Source organism: Serratia sp. D1N4, from assembly GCF_054552755.1.
Window position 1 is genome coordinate 3,470,165 of sequence record NZ_CM137274.1, and the last position, 17,140, is coordinate 3,487,304.

General features: G+C 54.9%; 17 protein-coding genes. 9 read left to right on the forward strand and 8 right to left on the reverse strand.

Going from position 1 to position 17,140, the window contains the following annotated elements:
• Positions 1-86: 86 nt before the first annotated feature.
• Complete coding sequence (gene apbC / locus ACX1CU_RS15555; protein WP_459399176.1) at positions 87-1,199, reverse strand: iron-sulfur cluster carrier protein ApbC; 1,113 nt, start codon at positions 1,197-1,199, stop codon at positions 87-89.
• Positions 1,200-1,361: 162 nt separating this feature from the next.
• Between apbC and metG the strand changes: the two genes are divergently transcribed.
• The gene (metG, locus tag ACX1CU_RS15560) at positions 1,362-3,389 is read left to right on the forward strand and encodes a methionine--tRNA ligase (RefSeq protein ID WP_459399177.1); all 2,028 of its coding nucleotides are present in this window, start codon (positions 1,362-1,364) and stop codon (positions 3,387-3,389) included.
• A 222-nt stretch (positions 3,390-3,611) separates the two neighbouring features.
• Here the strand turns inward: metG and ACX1CU_RS15565 are convergent, their stop codons facing one another.
• Complete coding sequence (locus tag ACX1CU_RS15565; RefSeq protein ID WP_459399178.1) at positions 3,612-4,001, reverse strand: endonuclease domain-containing protein; 390 nt, start codon at positions 3,999-4,001, stop codon at positions 3,612-3,614.
• A 231-nt stretch (positions 4,002-4,232) separates the two neighbouring features.
• Here ACX1CU_RS15565 and ACX1CU_RS15570 point away from each other — a divergent pair, with 231 nt between their 5' ends.
• The 6 genes from ACX1CU_RS15570 to sanA all read left to right on the forward strand — a co-directional run bounded on the left by ACX1CU_RS15570 (position 4,233) and on the right by sanA (position 10,589).
• Positions 4,233-5,456: an MFS transporter gene (locus tag ACX1CU_RS15570; RefSeq protein ID WP_459399179.1), complete on the forward strand. Its 1,224-nt coding sequence runs from the start codon at positions 4,233-4,235 to the stop codon at positions 5,454-5,456.
• Between the two features lie 138 nt (positions 5,457-5,594).
• The gene (locus tag ACX1CU_RS15575; protein WP_459399180.1) at positions 5,595-6,002 is read left to right on the forward strand and encodes a CidA/LrgA family protein; all 408 of its coding nucleotides are present in this window, start codon (positions 5,595-5,597) and stop codon (positions 6,000-6,002) included.
• Entirely contained in the window at positions 5,999-6,694 is a 696-nt protein-coding gene (locus ACX1CU_RS15580) for a CidB/LrgB family autolysis modulator (protein ID WP_459399181.1), read from the forward strand. The genes ACX1CU_RS15575 and ACX1CU_RS15580 overlap by 4 nt, the downstream gene beginning before the upstream one ends.
• Positions 6,695-6,891: 197 nt before the next feature.
• Entirely contained in the window at positions 6,892-7,776 is an 885-nt protein-coding gene (gene cdd / locus ACX1CU_RS15585) for a cytidine deaminase (protein ID WP_459399182.1), read from the forward strand.
• A gap of 189 nt (positions 7,777-7,965) precedes the next feature.
• Positions 7,966-9,663 (forward strand): NAD-dependent malic enzyme, encoded by a 1,698-nt coding sequence (locus ACX1CU_RS15590; RefSeq protein ID WP_459399183.1) that lies wholly within the window; start codon positions 7,966-7,968, stop codon positions 9,661-9,663.
• A 176-nt stretch (positions 9,664-9,839) separates the two neighbouring features.
• On the forward strand, positions 9,840-10,589 hold the full coding sequence (gene sanA / locus ACX1CU_RS15595; protein ID WP_459399184.1) for an outer membrane permeability protein SanA: 750 nt from the start codon (positions 9,840-9,842) through the stop codon (positions 10,587-10,589).
• 11 nt (positions 10,590-10,600) lie between these two features.
• Here sanA and ACX1CU_RS15600 read toward each other — a convergent pair whose 3' ends face one another.
• Positions 10,601-11,551, reverse strand: a complete 951-nt coding sequence (locus ACX1CU_RS15600; RefSeq protein WP_459399185.1) for a helix-turn-helix domain-containing protein — start codon at positions 11,549-11,551, stop codon at positions 10,601-10,603.
• Positions 11,552-11,682: 131 nt separating this feature from the next.
• Between ACX1CU_RS15600 and ACX1CU_RS15605 the strand changes: the two genes are divergently transcribed.
• Positions 11,683-12,210 carry a cysteine hydrolase family protein gene (locus ACX1CU_RS15605; RefSeq protein ID WP_459399186.1) on the forward strand — a complete coding sequence of 176 codons (528 nt, stop codon included), beginning with the start codon at positions 11,683-11,685 and terminating at the stop codon, positions 12,208-12,210.
• Between the two features lie 238 nt (positions 12,211-12,448).
• On the opposite strand, the gene ACX1CU_RS15610 is transcribed toward ACX1CU_RS15605, so the two are convergent.
• Entirely contained in the window at positions 12,449-13,567 is a 1,119-nt protein-coding gene (locus ACX1CU_RS15610) for a succinylglutamate desuccinylase/aspartoacylase family protein (RefSeq protein WP_459399187.1), read from the reverse strand.
• Between the two features lie 14 nt (positions 13,568-13,581).
• On the opposite strand from ACX1CU_RS15610, the gene ACX1CU_RS15615 reads away from it, so the two are divergent.
• Positions 13,582-14,037 carry an Lrp/AsnC family transcriptional regulator gene (locus ACX1CU_RS15615; protein WP_459399188.1) on the forward strand — a complete coding sequence of 152 codons (456 nt, stop codon included), beginning with the start codon at positions 13,582-13,584 and terminating at the stop codon, positions 14,035-14,037.
• Between the two features lies 1 nt (position 14,038).
• Here ACX1CU_RS15615 and ACX1CU_RS15620 read toward each other — a convergent pair whose 3' ends face one another.
• Genes ACX1CU_RS15620 through ACX1CU_RS15635 form a run of 4 tightly spaced genes read right to left on the reverse strand, consistent with a single transcriptional unit; the run spans position 14,039 to position 17,043 of the window.
• A complete protein-coding gene (locus ACX1CU_RS15620) occupies positions 14,039-14,761 on the reverse strand; it encodes an ABC transporter permease (RefSeq protein WP_459399189.1) in 723 nt (240 codons plus the stop codon).
• The gene (locus tag ACX1CU_RS15625) at positions 14,761-15,453 is read right to left on the reverse strand and encodes an ABC transporter permease (RefSeq protein WP_459399190.1); all 693 of its coding nucleotides are present in this window, start codon (positions 15,451-15,453) and stop codon (positions 14,761-14,763) included. Before ACX1CU_RS15625 ends, ACX1CU_RS15620 begins: the two co-directional genes overlap by 1 nt.
• Positions 15,454-15,483: 30 nt before the next feature.
• Positions 15,484-16,257 carry an ABC transporter substrate-binding protein gene (locus ACX1CU_RS15630; protein ID WP_459399191.1) on the reverse strand — a complete coding sequence of 258 codons (774 nt, stop codon included), beginning with the start codon at positions 16,255-16,257 and terminating at the stop codon, positions 15,484-15,486.
• Positions 16,258-16,281: 24 nt separating this feature from the next.
• A complete protein-coding gene (locus ACX1CU_RS15635; protein WP_459399192.1) occupies positions 16,282-17,043 on the reverse strand; it encodes a dimethylarginine dimethylaminohydrolase family protein in 762 nt (253 codons plus the stop codon).
• Between the last annotated feature and the right edge of the window lie 97 nt (positions 17,044-17,140).

The window sequence follows — 17,140 nt, forward strand, 5'->3', positions numbered from 1 at the left end:
AGACAGCCTTTGGGGAGAGGGAACTGGCTAGCCTTAACTGACAAGCATTAGGCACAGTGTGCCGGGTTATCATAGTTAATACTGTCTTATACCGCGCGGAAGAAAATCTCGGTCGGGATCGCTTCCCCTTGCCAGTACATCTGCGCCGCCACACGCCCCGCCAGTTGGCGATACATCTCGGCAAACTCGCTGTCAGGGCGGCTGATGACCGTTGGCTGGCCCCGATCCAAATCTTCACGCAGTGAGATATGCAACGGCATCTGCCCTAACAGGCGGCTGTTGTATTTCTTCACCAGCTTTTCTGCACCACCGGTGCCGAAAATAGGTTCGTGATGGCCGCAGTTGCTGCAAATATGCGTGCTCATGTTCTCGACGATGCCTAACACTGGCACATGCACTTTCTCAAACATCACAATGCCCTTTGCCGCATCCAGCAATGCGATATCCTGCGGCGTGGTCACCACCAATGCGCCGGTAACCGGGATATTCTGCGACAGCGTCAGTTGAATATCACCGGTGCCCGGTGGCATATCCAGCACCAGATAATCCAGATCCGGCCAAATCGTATCTTGCAACAGTTGCAGCAGCGCTTTGCTGGCCATCGGGCCGCGCCATACCATGGCGTTGTCGTCAGTCACCAAATAACCGATCGAGTTAGTGGCCAGGCCGTGCGCCATGATCGGTGCCATATGCTGGCCATCTGGCGACGTTGGCCGCTCATGTTCGGTACCCAGCATATTCGGGATCGACGGGCCATAAATGTCCGCATCGAGGATCCCCACCTTGGCTCCTTCGGCCACCAGCGCCAGTGCCAGGTTAACGGCGGTGCTGGATTTCCCCACCCCACCCTTGCCGGAACTGACGGCAATAATGTTACGCACGCCCTTCACACCAGCCTGATCGTTGGCCCGCTTCAGGGTGACGATATCCTGTTTCAGCTTCCAATCGATGGCTTGTGCGCCCGTTACGCGCAGCAATTCATCACCGACCGTTGCTTTCAGCGTTGCAAAACCGCTGCGCCAGGCGAATGGCATGATCAGTTCGATATGCAGAACCTTGTCCAGCATGGCGCAGTGGTGGATCGCTTTCAGGGCAGTCAGATTATTTTTTAACGTTGGGTGTTCAAAGGCGGCCAATACACCGGTCACCAGGGCGCGCAGAACTTCAGGGTTGGTCTGCTCAGGGGATTTTGCGTTCATCCCGGCTCCTTGATTTTTTAAATGAATAGCATCCTCACAAGCATATCAGAACTGTGAGGTAACTCGCGCGTATAACCCGAAAGAAACCGCTCTGGCAGCCAAGAGCGCGATCGGTTAACATCAAAGCCCCTTTTTATTCATTACAGAAAGCAACTTCTCACTATGGCTCAAGTCGCGAAAAAATTATTGGTGACGTGCGCGCTACCGTACGCAAATGGTTCCATCCATCTCGGCCACATGCTCGAGCACATCCAGGCAGATATCTGGGTTCGTTACCAACGAATGCGCGGCCACGAGGTTCATTTCATCTGTGCGGACGACGCACACGGCACGCCGATCATGCTGAAAGCGCAGCAGATGGGTATTCAGCCAGAAGAAATGATCGCGGAAATGAGCCACGAGCACCAACAGGATTTCGCCGGTTTTGGCATCAGCTATGACAACTATCATTCAACCCATAGCGAAGAAAACCGTGAACTGGCGAGCCTGATCTACAGCCGTCTGAAAGAGAACGGCTTTATCAAGAAACGCACTATTTCTCAGCTTTACGATCCTGAGAAAGGCATGTTCCTGCCGGATCGTTTTGTGAAAGGCACTTGTCCGAAGTGTAAAGCCCCGGACCAGTATGGCGATAACTGCGAAGTGTGCGGCGCCACCTACAGCCCGACCGAACTTATCGAACCGAAATCCGTCGTCTCTGGCGCAACGCCGGTGATGCGCGACTCCGAACATTTCTTCTTTGATCTGCCTGCGTTCAGCGACATGCTGCAAGCCTGGACCCGTTCCGGCGCGTTACAGGAGCAGGTTGCGAACAAGATGCAGGAATGGTTCGAATCCGGCCTGCAACAGTGGGATATCTCCCGCGATGCGCCGTATTTTGGCTTTGAAATCCCGGATGCTGCCGGTAAATATTTCTACGTTTGGCTAGATGCGCCGATCGGTTATATGGGCTCGTTCAAAAACCTGTGTGACAAACGTGGCGATCTGGACTTCGACGAATTCTGGCGTAAAGACTCCACCACCGAGCTGTATCATTTTATCGGTAAAGACATCGTCTATTTCCACAGCCTGTTCTGGCCAGCGATGCTGGAAGGCAGCAACTTCCGCAAGCCAACCAACCTGTTTGTACATGGTTATGTGACGGTGAACGGCGCGAAAATGTCCAAATCGCGCGGTACTTTTATTAAGGCCGGAACCTACCTGCAACACTTGGATGCCGACTGCCTGCGTTACTACTATGCCGCCAAGCTCTCTTCACGTATCGACGATATCGACCTGAATCTGGAAGATTTCGTACAGCGTGTGAATGCCGATATCGTCAACAAAGTGGTCAACCTGGCTTCGCGTAACGCCGGTTTTATCAACAAGCGCTTTGGCGGGCAACTGGCCGATCAACTGGCCGATCCAGCCCTGTTCCAGACCTTCGTTGACGCCGCCGCCAGCATTGAAGAAGCCTACGCTAGCCGCGAAACCAGCCGGGCGATCCGCGAAATCATGGCGCTGGCCGACTTGGCTAACCGCTATGTGGACGAGCAGGCTCCGTGGGTGGTAGCGAAACAAGAAGGGCGTGACGCCGATCTGCAAGCGATCTGCTCAATGGGCATCAACCTGTTCCGCATCCTGATGACCTACCTGAAGCCGGTATTGCCTGCGTTGACCGAACGCACCGAAGCTTTCCTTAACTGTGAACTGAGTTGGGATGCTATCGCGCAGCCACTGCTGGGGCATCAGGTGAACACCTTCAAAGCGCTGTTCAACCGTATCGATCTCGACAAAGTGAATGAAATGGTTAACTCATCGAAAGAAGACATGGCCGCCGCAAAAGTGGTGACCGGCCCGCTGGCGGACGCTCCGATTCAGGAAACCATCACCTTTGACGATTTCGCTAAGGTAGACATGCGGATTGCGCTGATCAAAAGCGCCGAGTTTGTGGAAGGTTCCGACAAGCTGTTGAAGTTGCAGTTGGATCTGGGCGGCGAATCCCGGCAGGTCTTCTCTGGCATCCGTTCAGCTTACCCGGACCCGAAACTGCTGGAAGGGCGCTTGACCATTATGGTGGCCAATCTGGCACCACGCAAAATGCGTTTCGGCATCTCCGAAGGTATGGTGATGGCCGCTGGCCCTGGCGGGAAAGAGATCTTCCTGCTGAGCCCGGATAGCGGTGCGCAGCCAGGTATGCAGGTGAAGTAAAGCATCCGTGCAAGTCCCCTCACCCTAGCCCTCTCCCCCAGGGAGAGGGGACTGTTCAGTGCCAATCTCTGCTATCACACTCACACTTGGCGGCTGTGATCAATGCAATTCCCAAGTCCCAGCTAACGTCCTCTACCCCACATACCAAGACCAGGGGGACTGTTCAAGCCAATCACCGCAACGCCACCCTCCAGTCCGGTATCTGTGGCTCAATGCAGCCACCTAACGTCCTTTGCCCCCTCTCCCTCGGGGAGAGGGCTGGGGTGAGGGGCAGCTCTGCAAATGCCGCAAAATAATCTGCGCGACCCCCTCCCAGTTTTGAAAAATTTCATTGTTCCAAAAGCGAATCACCGTAAATCCCTGCTGCTCAAGAAAGCGGGTCCGCTGCCGATCGTAAACAACCTGCTCCGCATGCTGACCGCCATCCAATTCAATAATCAACTTGGCTTGCCAGCAGAGAAAATCTGCAAAATAGGGCCCGACAGGGAATTGCCGGCGAAATTTAAACCCTGTGAAACGGCGATCGCGCAGTTGCAGCCACAACGCTTTTTCTGCCTCTGTCATGCAGGATCTTAAACGACGGGCCGTGCTCAAGGCGGTTACTTTCTTCATCAACACCTCCGCAACAAAGCCTATCGCCACCATTTCGGCTTAGCCATCCGTTCAATCACACATTGCGCTCGGGATTCCAAAACTCTTATTACTCGTTGGGAGTTTTATGACGGGCCACAGACGTAGCCTCTTTTTTTTAAAACAATTCTTCAGATCCCCCTTCTCAGTGCCGCAAAATCAGTTAATGTATCAACACGGGTTAAATAGCTGTATGCATTAACAGGGTAGGTTATGAAGGGATTCCCTCCGCTGATCAACACGTTGCTGGCAAGTTCATTGGTATTGACTATCGGTCGCGGCGTTACGCTACCCTTTATCACCATCTATCTTACCGAGCACTTCCACCTGCTACCGAAAAGCGTAGGTGTGATCCTCGGCATCAGCCTGGCAATAGGTATCATCAGCAGTTTTTATGGCGGCTATCTGGTCGATCGGTTTAATAAAAACGTCCTGATCCTGCTTTCCATCCTTCTGTTTTCCCTGAGCTTGTTTGCTATTCCCTGGATCCCACGCCCGGGGGGCGTTATCGCCGTATTGGCCATCCTGCATACGGCCTATGCGGTGCTTGGCATCGCCATCAAAGCCTGCTTTGCCCACTGGCTGCCAGTGGCTAAACGCATCAAGGCCTTCTCGATGAATTACACGCTGGTTAACGTAGGTTGGGCGGTCGGTTCATCACTGGGGGTTATGGTTGCCGGTTACAGTCCGCTGCTGCCGTTCTACCTCTCCGGAGTGCTGGCGCTACTGACGGTGACGGTGCTGAGTTTCCGTTTGCGCCACCAGCCCCCTTCCCCGATTGCGGCAACCCATGCCACACCGCCTGCGGTGCCCAACTTTCGCCAGACGGTAGGTATTCTGCGCCACGATCGGCGGCTGATCTATTTCACCATCGGCAGTGCGCTGGGTGCGGTGGTGTTCGGCCAGTTCACCGGCTATTTGTCGCAATATCTGATCACCGTATCCAACGCCGAGTTCGCCTATAAAGTCATCGGCGTGGTGATGATCGTCAACGCCTGTATCGTGATTGCACTGCAATATCTGTTCAGCCGAGGTATGCGCCAAGACAACATGCTGCGCTGGCTGGCGCTGGGCACCCTGTTCTTTGTCCTAGGGCTGATCGGCTTTATGCTCGCAGGGCAATCAATATGGCTATGGGCTGCGGCGATGGCCGTTTTCACCCTTGGAGAGATCATCGTTATCCCGGTCGAATATATGTTTATCGACTTTATCGCCCCAGCACATCTGAAAGGCAGCTATTACGGGGTGCAAAGCCTCAGCAATCTGGGCGGCGCGATCAATCCGGTCATGTGCGGCTTTCTGCTGAGCTACGCGCCGCCGCCGGTGATGTTCCTGATGTTGATTGCTGCGGCGCTGTTCAGCCTGCTGTTCTTTTTTCTGGGCCACCGCTTGGCAGAACGTCAGCAGCCGCTTTCCACCCTCAGCAGCGTGGAATAACGCAGTGCCTACACTTAAAACAGATCGGGATCCTGCCGAAGTGGCATACTATCCGTAAAGGTCATTCATGATGCGTTCTGTGGCGTAGCTCACAGTTTAATTGTATGATGAATACGTCAGGCTAAACGGGAAGGGGTTATGGGCAACGTATTCATGCTGTGCTGGAAATATATCAGGGCCATTGTGCTGATTTATCTCAGTCTGTTCACCGGCAACGCCATTGCGTCGCTGTTGCCTATCGCCATTCCCGGCAGCATCATCGGTATGCTAATCCTGTTTGCCCTGCTCTCCTCACAAATACTGCCCGCCAAATGGGTCAAACCCGGTTGCCAGCTGCTTATCCGCTACATGGTGCTACTGTTTGTGCCGATCGCTGTCGGTGTGATGCAGTATTATCGCCAGATTATCGACGATCTCGGCCCGCTGGTGGTGTCATGCCTGCTCAGCACCCTGCTGGTGTTTGTCGTAGTCGGCTATACCTCGCACTATTTCCACCGCGAACGCACGCTCCTCGGCAAGAAAAAAAGCGCAGAGGAAGACAAATGAACCATGATATCTGGTGGTCCCTGCCGCTGACGCTGATAGTGTTCTTCGGCGCACGCAAGCTGTCACAATGGCTCAAGATGCCGCTGCTGAACCCGCTACTGGTTTCCATGGCGGTGATCATCCCGCTGCTGTTGCTGACCAAAATGCCTTACGAGCACTATTTCCAGGGCAGTAAAATCATTAACGATCTGCTGCAACCGGCGGTTGTGGCACTCGCCTTTCCACTTTACGAACAGCTCCATCAGATCCGCGCCCGCTGGAAATCCATCATTATCGTGTGCTTTATCGGCAGTGTGACCGCCATGATCAGCGGTGGTGCTATCGCCTTGTTGATGGGGGCAAAACCGGATATCGCTGCGTCTATCATGCCTAAATCAGTGACGACGCCGATCGCCATGGCAGTGGCTGAGTCACTTGGCGGTATCCCAGCCATTAGTGCGGTTTGCGTGATTCTGGTTGGTATTCTGGGGGCGGTTTTCGGCCACTCACTGCTCAATCTGCTGAAAATCACCACCAAATCGTCCCGCGGTTTGGCGATGGGCACCGCATCACACGCGCTGGGAACCGCGCGCAGCGCAGAAATTGATTATCAGGAAAGCGCATTCAGCTCATTGGCGCTGGTGATCTGCGGGATTATTACTTCACTGATGGCTCCATTCCTGTTCCCAATACTGCTGCATTTGTTCGGGTAATCACGCAAAATTTGCGATATATCTCGTAAACTCTGTTTTAATTACATTCATTTCATTAAAAAAAAGACTCTAATCACACTCTATCGTGAGAAGGTTACCTAGAATGTGTTAATGACTGGGGTAACCCGCCCGCAGCCAACAACGCTGCAATTTCAAGTAATAAGGGTATACCCCGTTAACCTGTAGAGAGACTTTCTATGCACCCGCGTTTTCACACTGTTTACAGCGAACTGCCTGCGGCATTGCAATCTGCCCTGCTGCCTTATTTCGATGCGCCCGATTTCCCAGCCATGTTTCAAGCCGATCAGGTGGCAGCGATCAAGCAACACTGCGGGCTGGACGACGAGGCGCTGGCATTTGCCCTGCTGCCATTAGCAGCAACCTATTCGTTAACCCCTATTTCACACTTCCACGTTGGGGCGGTAGCTCGCGGCGTCAGTGGTAACCTGTATTTTGGTGCCAATATGGAATTCAGCGGTGCGCCGCTACAACAAACCGTGCACGCTGAACAATCGGTGATCGCTCACGCCTGGCTACGGGGCGAAACCGGGTTGGTTTCCATTACCGTCAATTACACCCCTTGCGGCCATTGCCGTCAGTTTATGAATGAGCTCAATAGCGGCACCCACTTGCAGATTTTGCAACCAGGGCGCGCAGCGGCCACTCTGGGTGATTACCTACCATACGCCTTCGGCCCGCAAGATCTTGAAATCAGCGAACGGCTGATGAGCCCAATCGACCACGGTTTCCAACTGACGCTGGACGATGAGCTGGCAAAAAGCGCGCTGGCGGCGGCCAACCACAGCCATGCGCCTTATAGCAACGCACACAGCGGCGTCGCGCTGGAAGCCGAAGATGGCACGGTGTATGCGGGCCGCTATGCAGAAAATGCCGCTTTCAACCCCAGCCTGCCACCGTTGCAGGCCGCGCTGGTCCTGATGAATCTCTCCGGTGGCGACTGCCTGCACATCCGCCGCGCGGTGTTGGCTGAAGCACAGGGTGCCATTTTGACCCAATGGGACGCTACCCAAGCCACACTGGCAACGCTGGGCTGCCAAGACGTCAGCCGAGTCACTTTCTAATCCCTGCGGCGGAACCCAGCGGTTCCGCCCGTTACCCGCATCCAAACATTTTTTTATTAAAAAATCGTTTGACTGCCGATAATTACGTCAATTTGCTTCATAAACCCATAACAATTGCTGTACATCTTCTGCCGATCTTTTAGGATCTGCGGCTATTAAAGCTATCTGATACGTTTAAGAGTAAAACTGATGGAACTTGAATACGAAAGCAAACGCCCTCTCTACATCCCCTATGCTGGCCCCATTCTGCTGGAATTCCCGTTACTGAACAAAGGCAGCGCCTTTAGCGAAGAGGAACGCAACCACTTCAACCTGCATGGTCTGCTGCCAGAAGCGGTGGAAACCATCGAAGAACAGGTCGAACGCGCCTACCGCCAGTACCAGGACTTCAAGAACGACAACGATAAACACATTTACCTGCGCAACATTCAGGACACCAACGAAACCCTGTTCTATCGCCTGCTGGATGAGCATCTGAGCGAGATGATGCCAATCATCTACACCCCAACGGTTGGCGAAGCCTGCGAGCACTTCTCGGATATCTACCGCCGTGCACGCGGGTTGTTTATCTCCTACCCGAACCGCGAACACATTGACGATATGCTGCAAAACGCCACCAAGCAGAACGTGAAGGTGATTGTGGTGACCGACGGCGAACGCATCCTCGGCCTCGGCGACCAAGGGATCGGCGGCATGGGCATCCCGATCGGCAAACTCTCACTGTACACCGCCTGCGGCGGCATCAGCCCAGCGTACACCTTGCCGGTGGTGCTGGATGTCGGCACCAATAACCCACAGCGCCTGAACGATCCGCTGTACATGGGCTGGCGTCATCCGCGCATTTCCGGCGACGAATACCATGCCTTTGTCGAAGAGTTCATTCAGGCGGTTAAACGCCGCTGGCCAAACGTGCTGTTACAGTTCGAAGATTTCGCGCAGAACAACGCCACACCGCTGCTCAACCGCTATCGTGATGAAATTTGCTGCTTCAACGACGATATTCAGGGCACGGCTGCGGTCACACTCGGCAGCCTGATCGCCGCCAGCCGCGCCGCTGGCTGCCAACTGCGCGATCAAACCGTGGCCTTCCTCGGTGCCGGTTCTGCCGGTTGCGGTATCGCCGAGCAAATCATCGCCCAGATGAAGTCCGAGGGCCTGAGCGAAGAAGAAGCGCGTGCGCAGGTATTTATGGTCGATCGTTTCGGCCTGCTGACCGACAAACTGCCTAACCTGCTCGACTTCCAGAGCAAACTGGTACAGAAAAGCGAAAACCTGGCGCAATGGCAGGTGGAAAGCGATGCCATCTCCCTGCTGGAAGTGGTGCGCAACGCCAAGCCGACCATTCTGATTGGCGTTTCCGGCCAGCCGGGGCTGTTCACCGAAGAGCTGATCCGCGAAATGCACAAGCATTGCCCGCGCCCGATCGTCATGCCGCTGTCCAACCCGACCTCCCGCGTGGAAGCGCGGCCGGAAGACATCATCAATTGGACCGAAGGTGCCGCTCTGGTAGCCACCGGCAGCCCGTTCCCGCCGGTCACCTATAAAGATCAGGTGTTCCCGATCGCCCAATGCAACAACTCCTATATCTTCCCAGGGATTGGTCTGGGCGTTCTGGCTGCCGGGGCAAAACGCGTAACCGATGCAATGCTGATGGCCGCCAGCCGTGCACTGGCCGACTGTTCACCACTGGCTACCGACGGCCACGGTGCGCTGCTGCCGAATATCGATGATATTCAGGGCGTTTCTAAATGCATCGCCATGGAAGTGGGTAAAGCCGCACAGTTGCAGGGAATGGCGGTCGTCACCTCAGAAGATGCGCTGTCAAAAGCCATTGAGCACAACTTCTGGCGGCCGCAATACCGCAGCTATAAGCGTACATCGTTCTAATATTTACAGTCCGGGGGCACATCTTGCCCCCAATTTGCCCTCTCGCTCCCTTATCTGCCTTAAACGCTGAAAAATACAGCGTAATACCTGCTACACACGGCGCGGCGCTTGCTTCAACCAGACAGGTAAAGTAGCCTTGAATTCTGTTTTTATCATTAAGCGCGTAAGGCAACACTATGTGGAAACGCCTGATAATTAGCCTGTTAATCATCATTTCGCTGTTGATGGTGTCGGCTCTCGCGCTCGATCGCTGGATAAGCTGGAAAACCGCACCCTACGTTTATGACGAACTGCAAGGGTTACCGCACCGTCAGGTGGGTGTGGTGCTGGGGACCGCCAAATATTACCGTACCGGCGTGATCAATCAGTATTACCGTTACCGCATTCAGGGGGCGCTGAACGCCTATAACAGCGGCAAGGTGAAATACCTGCTGTTGAGCGGTGATAACGCCCAGCAAAGTTACAATGAACCCATGACCATGCGCCGCGATCTGATCGCCGCTGGCGTTGCGCCAAGTGATATCGTGCTCGACTACGCCGGTTTCCGCACACTCGACTCCATCGTGCGCACGCGTAAGGTGTTCGACACCAACGACTTCATCATCATCACCCAGCGCTTCCACTGCGAACGTGCGCTGTTTATCGCGCTGCATATGGGTATTCAGGCGCAGTGCTATGCGGTGCCGTCGCCAAAAGACATGATGACGGTGCGAGCCCGTGAGATCTTTGCCCGCTTGGGCGCGTTAACCGACCTGTATATTCTCAAGCGCGAGCCGCGTTTCCTCGGCCCGTTACTGCCCATATCTTCTATGCACGACGTGCCGGAAGACGCACAGGGCTACCCGGCGGTATCGCCAGAGCAACTGGTGGAGCTGGAACATAAGCTGGCGGCAGAAAAGCGTAGTGCTGCGGCTAAAAAGAGCTGATGCGCCCGCTTTTATTTACCGGTAAAACTCTGTCGCCACACCAACGGTGAAACGTCAAAATTGCGGCGAAAGTGGTGCCGCAGCGACATTGCAGAACCAAAGCCACTGAGAGCAGCGATTGTTTCTATGCTGTGATCGGTAGACTCCAGTAAGGCTTGCGCCAACGCCAAACGCTCCGTCTGCAACCACTGATTGACCGTCATCTGAGTTAATTGCCGGAAATGGCGAGTAAAAGTCCGGCGGCTCATTAGGGCACGCTCTGCCAGCGAATCCAAAGTATGCTCCTGCTGCAAGTGTAATCTTAGCCAGGTTAATAGCTCAGATAAGCGAGAGTCCGCCGCCGTTGCAGGTATCGGATGGGTGATAAATTGCGCCTGACCGCCGCCGCGATGCGGCGCAACCACCAAGCGACGAGCAATATTATTCGCCAGTTTGATGCCTAACTGCTGACGCAGCAGATAGAGACAGGCATCAATCCCTGCTGCGGTGCCAGCAGAGGTCAACAAATTGCCCTGCTCGACGTACAGCACATCAGCATTCAGCATCACCTGCGGATAACGCTGGGCAAAATCCCCGGCGTAAGCCCAGTGTGTGGTGGCCTGCTGGCCATCGAGCAATCCTGCCTCTGCCAGCACGTAGGCTCCCAGACACAACCCGACGATTTTCGCTCCGCGCTGGTGCGCCAGCAGTAACGCCTCAAGCAATGCGTTTGGCAGTTCCCCATGCAGGTCATGCCAACTGGGGATGATCACGATGTCGGCCTCAGCCAACACCTCCAAGCCCCACTCCACCACTATTTGGTAGCCACCAGATGTGGCGATACACCCTGGCTGAATAGCGCATACTTTGACACTAAAAGGGGAATACTCCTCATGCGCATCGGCAAACACCACCCCAGGCACCGCCAGATGAAACGGGCTGATATGCTCAAAGGCTACAACCGCAACATTAATGGCAGACATAATGCGCTCCTGATGACTTAATTTGGCCCAATATTAACGTAGTTTGTCATTCAGGCCACTCACTCTCTTAGGCTATCAGGCAGAGAATAGATCTCAAGCAACCCCACGTAATCTGGAAGAGAGCAACCATCATGGCTAAACATAATCACCCGGTATTGATCGTAATTGATGTGCAGAATGACTACTTTCCACAGGGAAAATTCCCACAGTGGAATACAGAAAGCGTGCTGGAAAATATCAACACGGCAATCGGTAAGGCGAATCAGGCCAATATTCCGGTGATCCTGGTGCAGCATATTGCCGACAGCAGCAAAGGCATCGCGCCATTTTTCAATGAAGGTACCGAAGGGGCTGAAATTCACCCTGATATTCTTGCCGCAGCCCCTAATGCCATCGTGGTCAAAAAGGCGTTCGCCGATAGCTTCTTCCACACTACGCTGGAAGCAGAACTGCAGCAGTTGGCGGTAACAAACCTGTGGATTTGCGGCATGATGACGCAGAACTGCGTCACCCACACTGCCATTTCCAAGTCAGCGGAAAAATATGCCGTTTCCGTCTTGCCGGATTGCAGCACTACGGTGAGTGAAATACTGCACCTGATCGCCTTGAATGCCATGTCAACGCGGGTGCCATTGGTGTCATCAACAGACCTGCTGTAAATGGTAGTCAGGCAGAAAAATGCCAAACTGCTGAGGGGCAGATACCAGGTTAACCACCGCGATCTCCCCTAACCCGAGGGAGAGGGAACTAGCCGGTGTATCCCTGTCACACTGAAGGAGAAGGTTTTCCCCTCTCCACAAAGGTAGAAAACACTAGCCAGGTTTTCCCCCTCTCCCTGCGGGAGAGGGCCGGGGTGAGGGGCTTTGATTAGCCATACCAACTGGGCGGGTAAACACCTCAGGCGGCAAGCCCACCGCCCCCTTTGTAAGGCGTTTTCCCGGCAATCTTGGCGATCTCCGCGCCCAAGGTGACGAAAGGCGCGCTGCGGCAGGCATAAATCAGGCCACCAGCTTGAGCACACACGGCTTTTACCGTATCCGTTAGCGGGTCGATAATTTCGGCCACAATCTCATTCGCCTCAACCCAATCACCGGGCTGGCGCAACAGCAGCAGAATACCGCTGGCAGGGGCACGCACGATCTCACCGGCAGCAAACGGCAACATCTGTACTTTCCGCTCAGGGACTACCGGTGGCTCACCGGCAATCGCCCCACAATATTGCAGATAACGGTAAAGACGCTCGGCATCATTGCTGGCCAACGCGTGGCTGACATCCTGCTGCCCGCGCAACTCAAGGGTGACGGCCATACAGCCCAGCTCAAACTGGCTCCATTCGCTATGGCTGGCAGCCAGCCGGTGCCAAGGCAAACCACAGGCCTCATCAAACGAACCGCCGCCGCTGTCCTGCGACAGCAGCACGGCACCGATATCCATAAAACGCGCCAGAATCTCGGCCTGCTGGCGGTAGGCCGGGTCGGCATACATATGCAACATCGCCCGATCGTCACAGTGCAGATCCAGCACCAAATCGGCATCACACGCCAGCAACAGCAGCTGCTGGCGCAGAGCGGCTACTTCGGTACCAGCCGACATTGCGCTAAGCGCCCTAGTCATGGCACTGCGCACCTTCTGCTGATAGTCACTGGCATCGGTGAAACTTTGTTGCAGTAATGAGTCACGCACCAGTTGCGCCAGATCGGGAAAGTCACGGTTAAAGTTACCACCATGGACCAAGTCGAAACGACCAACGCCACCGTTGAGCAGCACCTGTGCCAGCCCAAGAGGATTGGCCACCGGAACCAGGATAATCTCACTGTGGATTTCCCCATGCCGCTCCGCTTGGCACAGTAACCGTTTAAGGTAGTGCAGCACCAACATCCCTGGCAGTTCATCGGCATGCAAACTCGCTTGCAGGTAAATTTTCTTGCCCACGTCAGGCTGGCCGAAATGAAAACTGGTTAATCGGCGCTGTCCGCCCAGCGCGTGTTCAGGTAGGTTATGGTGATTGATTTTCATTGGACGTCCCATCTATGGAAAAGAAAACGCGGCTTGACCGAATTGATAAAAAGATCCTTGAAATACTGCGCCAGGATGGCCGCATTTCCTATCGTAAGCTGTCCGAGCTGGTTAACCTGACGCCCCGCCCCTGCCTGGAGAGAGTACGGATCCTCGAACGTGCCGGCATTATTCGCGGTTACAGCACCCTGATTGAGTTGCCGGAACCGGAGCATGCGTTTGTGGTACAGGCGCAAATTGCCCTGGCCGATCACGGCCAGTCACAATCGGCGTTTGAGCAGGAAATGCGCCAAGCGCCGGAGGTGCTGGACTGCTGGCTGGTCAGCGGCAGCTTCGATTTTCTGGTGCGTATCGGCTGCCAAAGTATGGAACATTACCGGCAGTTGGCCGACACCTGGCTAACCAGCAAAAAATTCCGCGTCGACAAAATCATGACGCTGACCGAATTGCAGACCATCAAACGCTCCTGAATCAACTCCGGCGGGTAAACGCCAGCCAGCGCCGCTCCGCACGGGAAAACAGGAAAATCAGCGCAAAGGTACATACCAAATACAGCGCTGCCGCCAGCAAAAAGGGAATAAAGGGTGAATAGGTCGCGGCATAAAAGGAGCGCGCCACGCCGGTGATATCCAACAGCGTGACGGTGCTGGCCAACGAAGTGGCATGCAGCAAAAACACCATCTCATTGTTTAACGCCGGAATACCGCGCCGTAAGGTGGCGGGCAGCACCAACCGGCGGATAATCTGCGCACGGCTCATGCCAAAGGCTTCACCGGCCACCCACTCTTGGCGCGGGAAAGTGACCATCATCCCGGCCAGCAGTTCCGCCACATAGGCGCTGGTATTCAGCACCAGCGCCAACGTGGCACAGAAGGTGGCATCGCGGAACAGCAGCCAGAAGGGCTGATCGTTCTGCCAGCCCAGTTGCACCACGTCGAACTGCGACAGGCCGTAGTAAATCAGCATCAGTTGCAGATAGAGCGGCGTACTGCGAAAGAAGTAACTCACGCTGCGGATCAGCATCGCCAGCGGGCGCGGGCCGTAAACCTGACCAACCGCCATTAATACCGCCAACATCATGCCGGGCACCACCGAGAGTAAGAACAGCTTGGCGGTCACGGCCAGCCCGGTGACATCATTGCCGTCACTCCACAGAAAAGTGGGTACCGTATCCAGTATCGTTTGCAGATTCATCAGTATGTATCTCTGGCCGTTGAGGAATACAGCGCATAGCGCCGCGCTAGGCGGCTGAACATCCAGCCGGAAAGTGCGGTAATCACCATATAGATCAGCGAGATCAGGAAATAGAACAGGAAGGGTTTCTGCGTGGCGCGCCCGGCCTGCTCTGCCAGCCACACCATATCCTCCAGCCCCAGGATCGACACCAGCGCCGAAGCCTTCATCAGCCCCAGCCAGTTATTGTTGATACCGGGAATGGCAAAGCTCAGCATCTGCGGCAGCATCACGCGGCGGAACACCTGCCCTGGGCGCATACCGTAGGCCACGGCCGCCTCCAGTTGGCCCTGATCCACCGTCTGAAAAGCGCCACGAAAGGTCTCGGTATAATAAGCGCCGAACACAAAGCCAATCGCCAATACGCCAGAGAGAAAGGTATTGAAGTGTACCGGGCCAATACCCAGCAGGCCGAGGAAACCGTTCACCAGCATCTCGCCGCCAAAAAACAGCAGCAGCATGATCACCAGTTCAGGAATACCGCGCACCAACGTGGTATAGCCGGTCGACAGCCAGCGCAACCAAGGCGGGCCGAACAGCTTGACGACCGCATTGATCAGGCCAAGGATCAGCGCCAGCACCAGAGCCAACAGCATCACGCACAGCGATAGCCCGGCGCCTTGCAACAGCAGCGGCAAATAGTCGATTACCATCCCGAATCTCCGTTAACTCAGTAGCCCTGATTATTCGCCGTAGATATCAAAGCTGAAATACTTCTTCTGGATGGCGTCGTAAGTCCCATCGGCGCGGATGGCCTTGATCGCCTCATTGAGCGCATCGCGCAGCGCCGGGTTGGCTTTCGCCACGGCGATGCCCACTTCCGAAGAGATGGTCTGATCGCGGATCACCGGGCCAGCAAAGGCAAAGTTCTTGCCGCGTGGGGTATCAATAAAGCTGTTGCCCGCCTGGATGTTGTCTTGCAGCGACGCATCAATACGCCCGGACATCAGATCCAGATAAACATTGTCCTGATTGGCATAGGAGACAATTTTCACCCCTTTCCCAGCCCACTGTTTTTTTGCGTAAGCTTCATGCACCGACCCAGTCTGCACGCCCACCGTTTTGCCTTTCAGGCTTTGCACATCGGGCTGAAGCGGGCTGCCCTTACGCGCCACCAGTTGGGCTGCGCTGCGATAATAGCGGTCGGTAAAGTCGACCTCTTTCTGGCGATCTTCGGTGATATTGAGCGAAGCGATAATCGCATTAAACTTACCGGCATTAAGCGCCGCAATCATGCTCTCAAATGGCTGTCTGACGAACACGCACTTCGCTTTCAACTGCGTACACAATGCATTGGCGATATCAATATCAAAACCGGTGATCTCACCGCTGGGGGAAAGAACGTCGAACGGCGGATAACCGCCATCCACGCCAAAGCTGATGGTGTCAAATGCCTTGGCGGAAAGCGGCGCGCACAGCACCGCACTGGTCAGCAGAACCTTAAATAACTTTTTCATGATCTAATCCCTGTTGCCTCAAACTTAGAAACGCAGTGACAGGCAGGTTAACCCACCGTCCATTTTTTTGAATTCGCTGGTTTCCAGCGGGACAATCGGCATGCCCAATTTTTCTAATTGCGCCAAGGTGTAAGGGTAACCCTGCGGCGTCAGCAAGGTATCGTTGATCCACAGCGTGTTGCCTGCATAGGACTCCTCTTCCGGGATCACCACAATGTTGAAAGCGGCAAAGGCCGGATGCTGCCGGTAATCTTCGGTCAGCAGCAGCGTATTGCGGCCAACGTAGTTGACGATCGATTTCAGGTGCAGCCCGGCGCTCACCTCAATGGCAGTAACCCGATAACCATGCGGTTCCACCGCAGCGGCAAACTCACGGATCCCCGCCTCATCGGTGCGGGCGGTCAAACCAATAAAAAACTGACGATCGACTAACAACACGTCGCCACCGTCAAGGTGCCCGCGGCTGCTCATCTGCACCAGCGGGCGAAAGCCCGCCAGCACCGGTGCAATGGTTTCCACTTCGCCTTGGCGGCTGGGCGCGCCTGGATGGGTAATCACCGCCAATTCGGGCATCACCACCGCGGTATCTTCAACAAAGTGCGCATCGGGGAATGCCGGAGCGGCAGGCAATACCGTCACCTTCAGGCCGAGTTGCAGCAGCGCATTCACATACGCCAGGAACTGGCGGCTGCTTTCAGCCACATTGGGTGCCCCCAACTGGGCGGTGGTCTGGCCGGCACCACAGGTATCGGCAGGCAATCGGGCAATGGCTTGAGTAAAGTGCATAGCGATTCTCTTGGTTGAAAAGTACAGAGGGTGTCTCTTTGATTATTAAACGGATTCCGCCGCCAAGCGGGTCGAATCATTGGCTGGCACAACACAT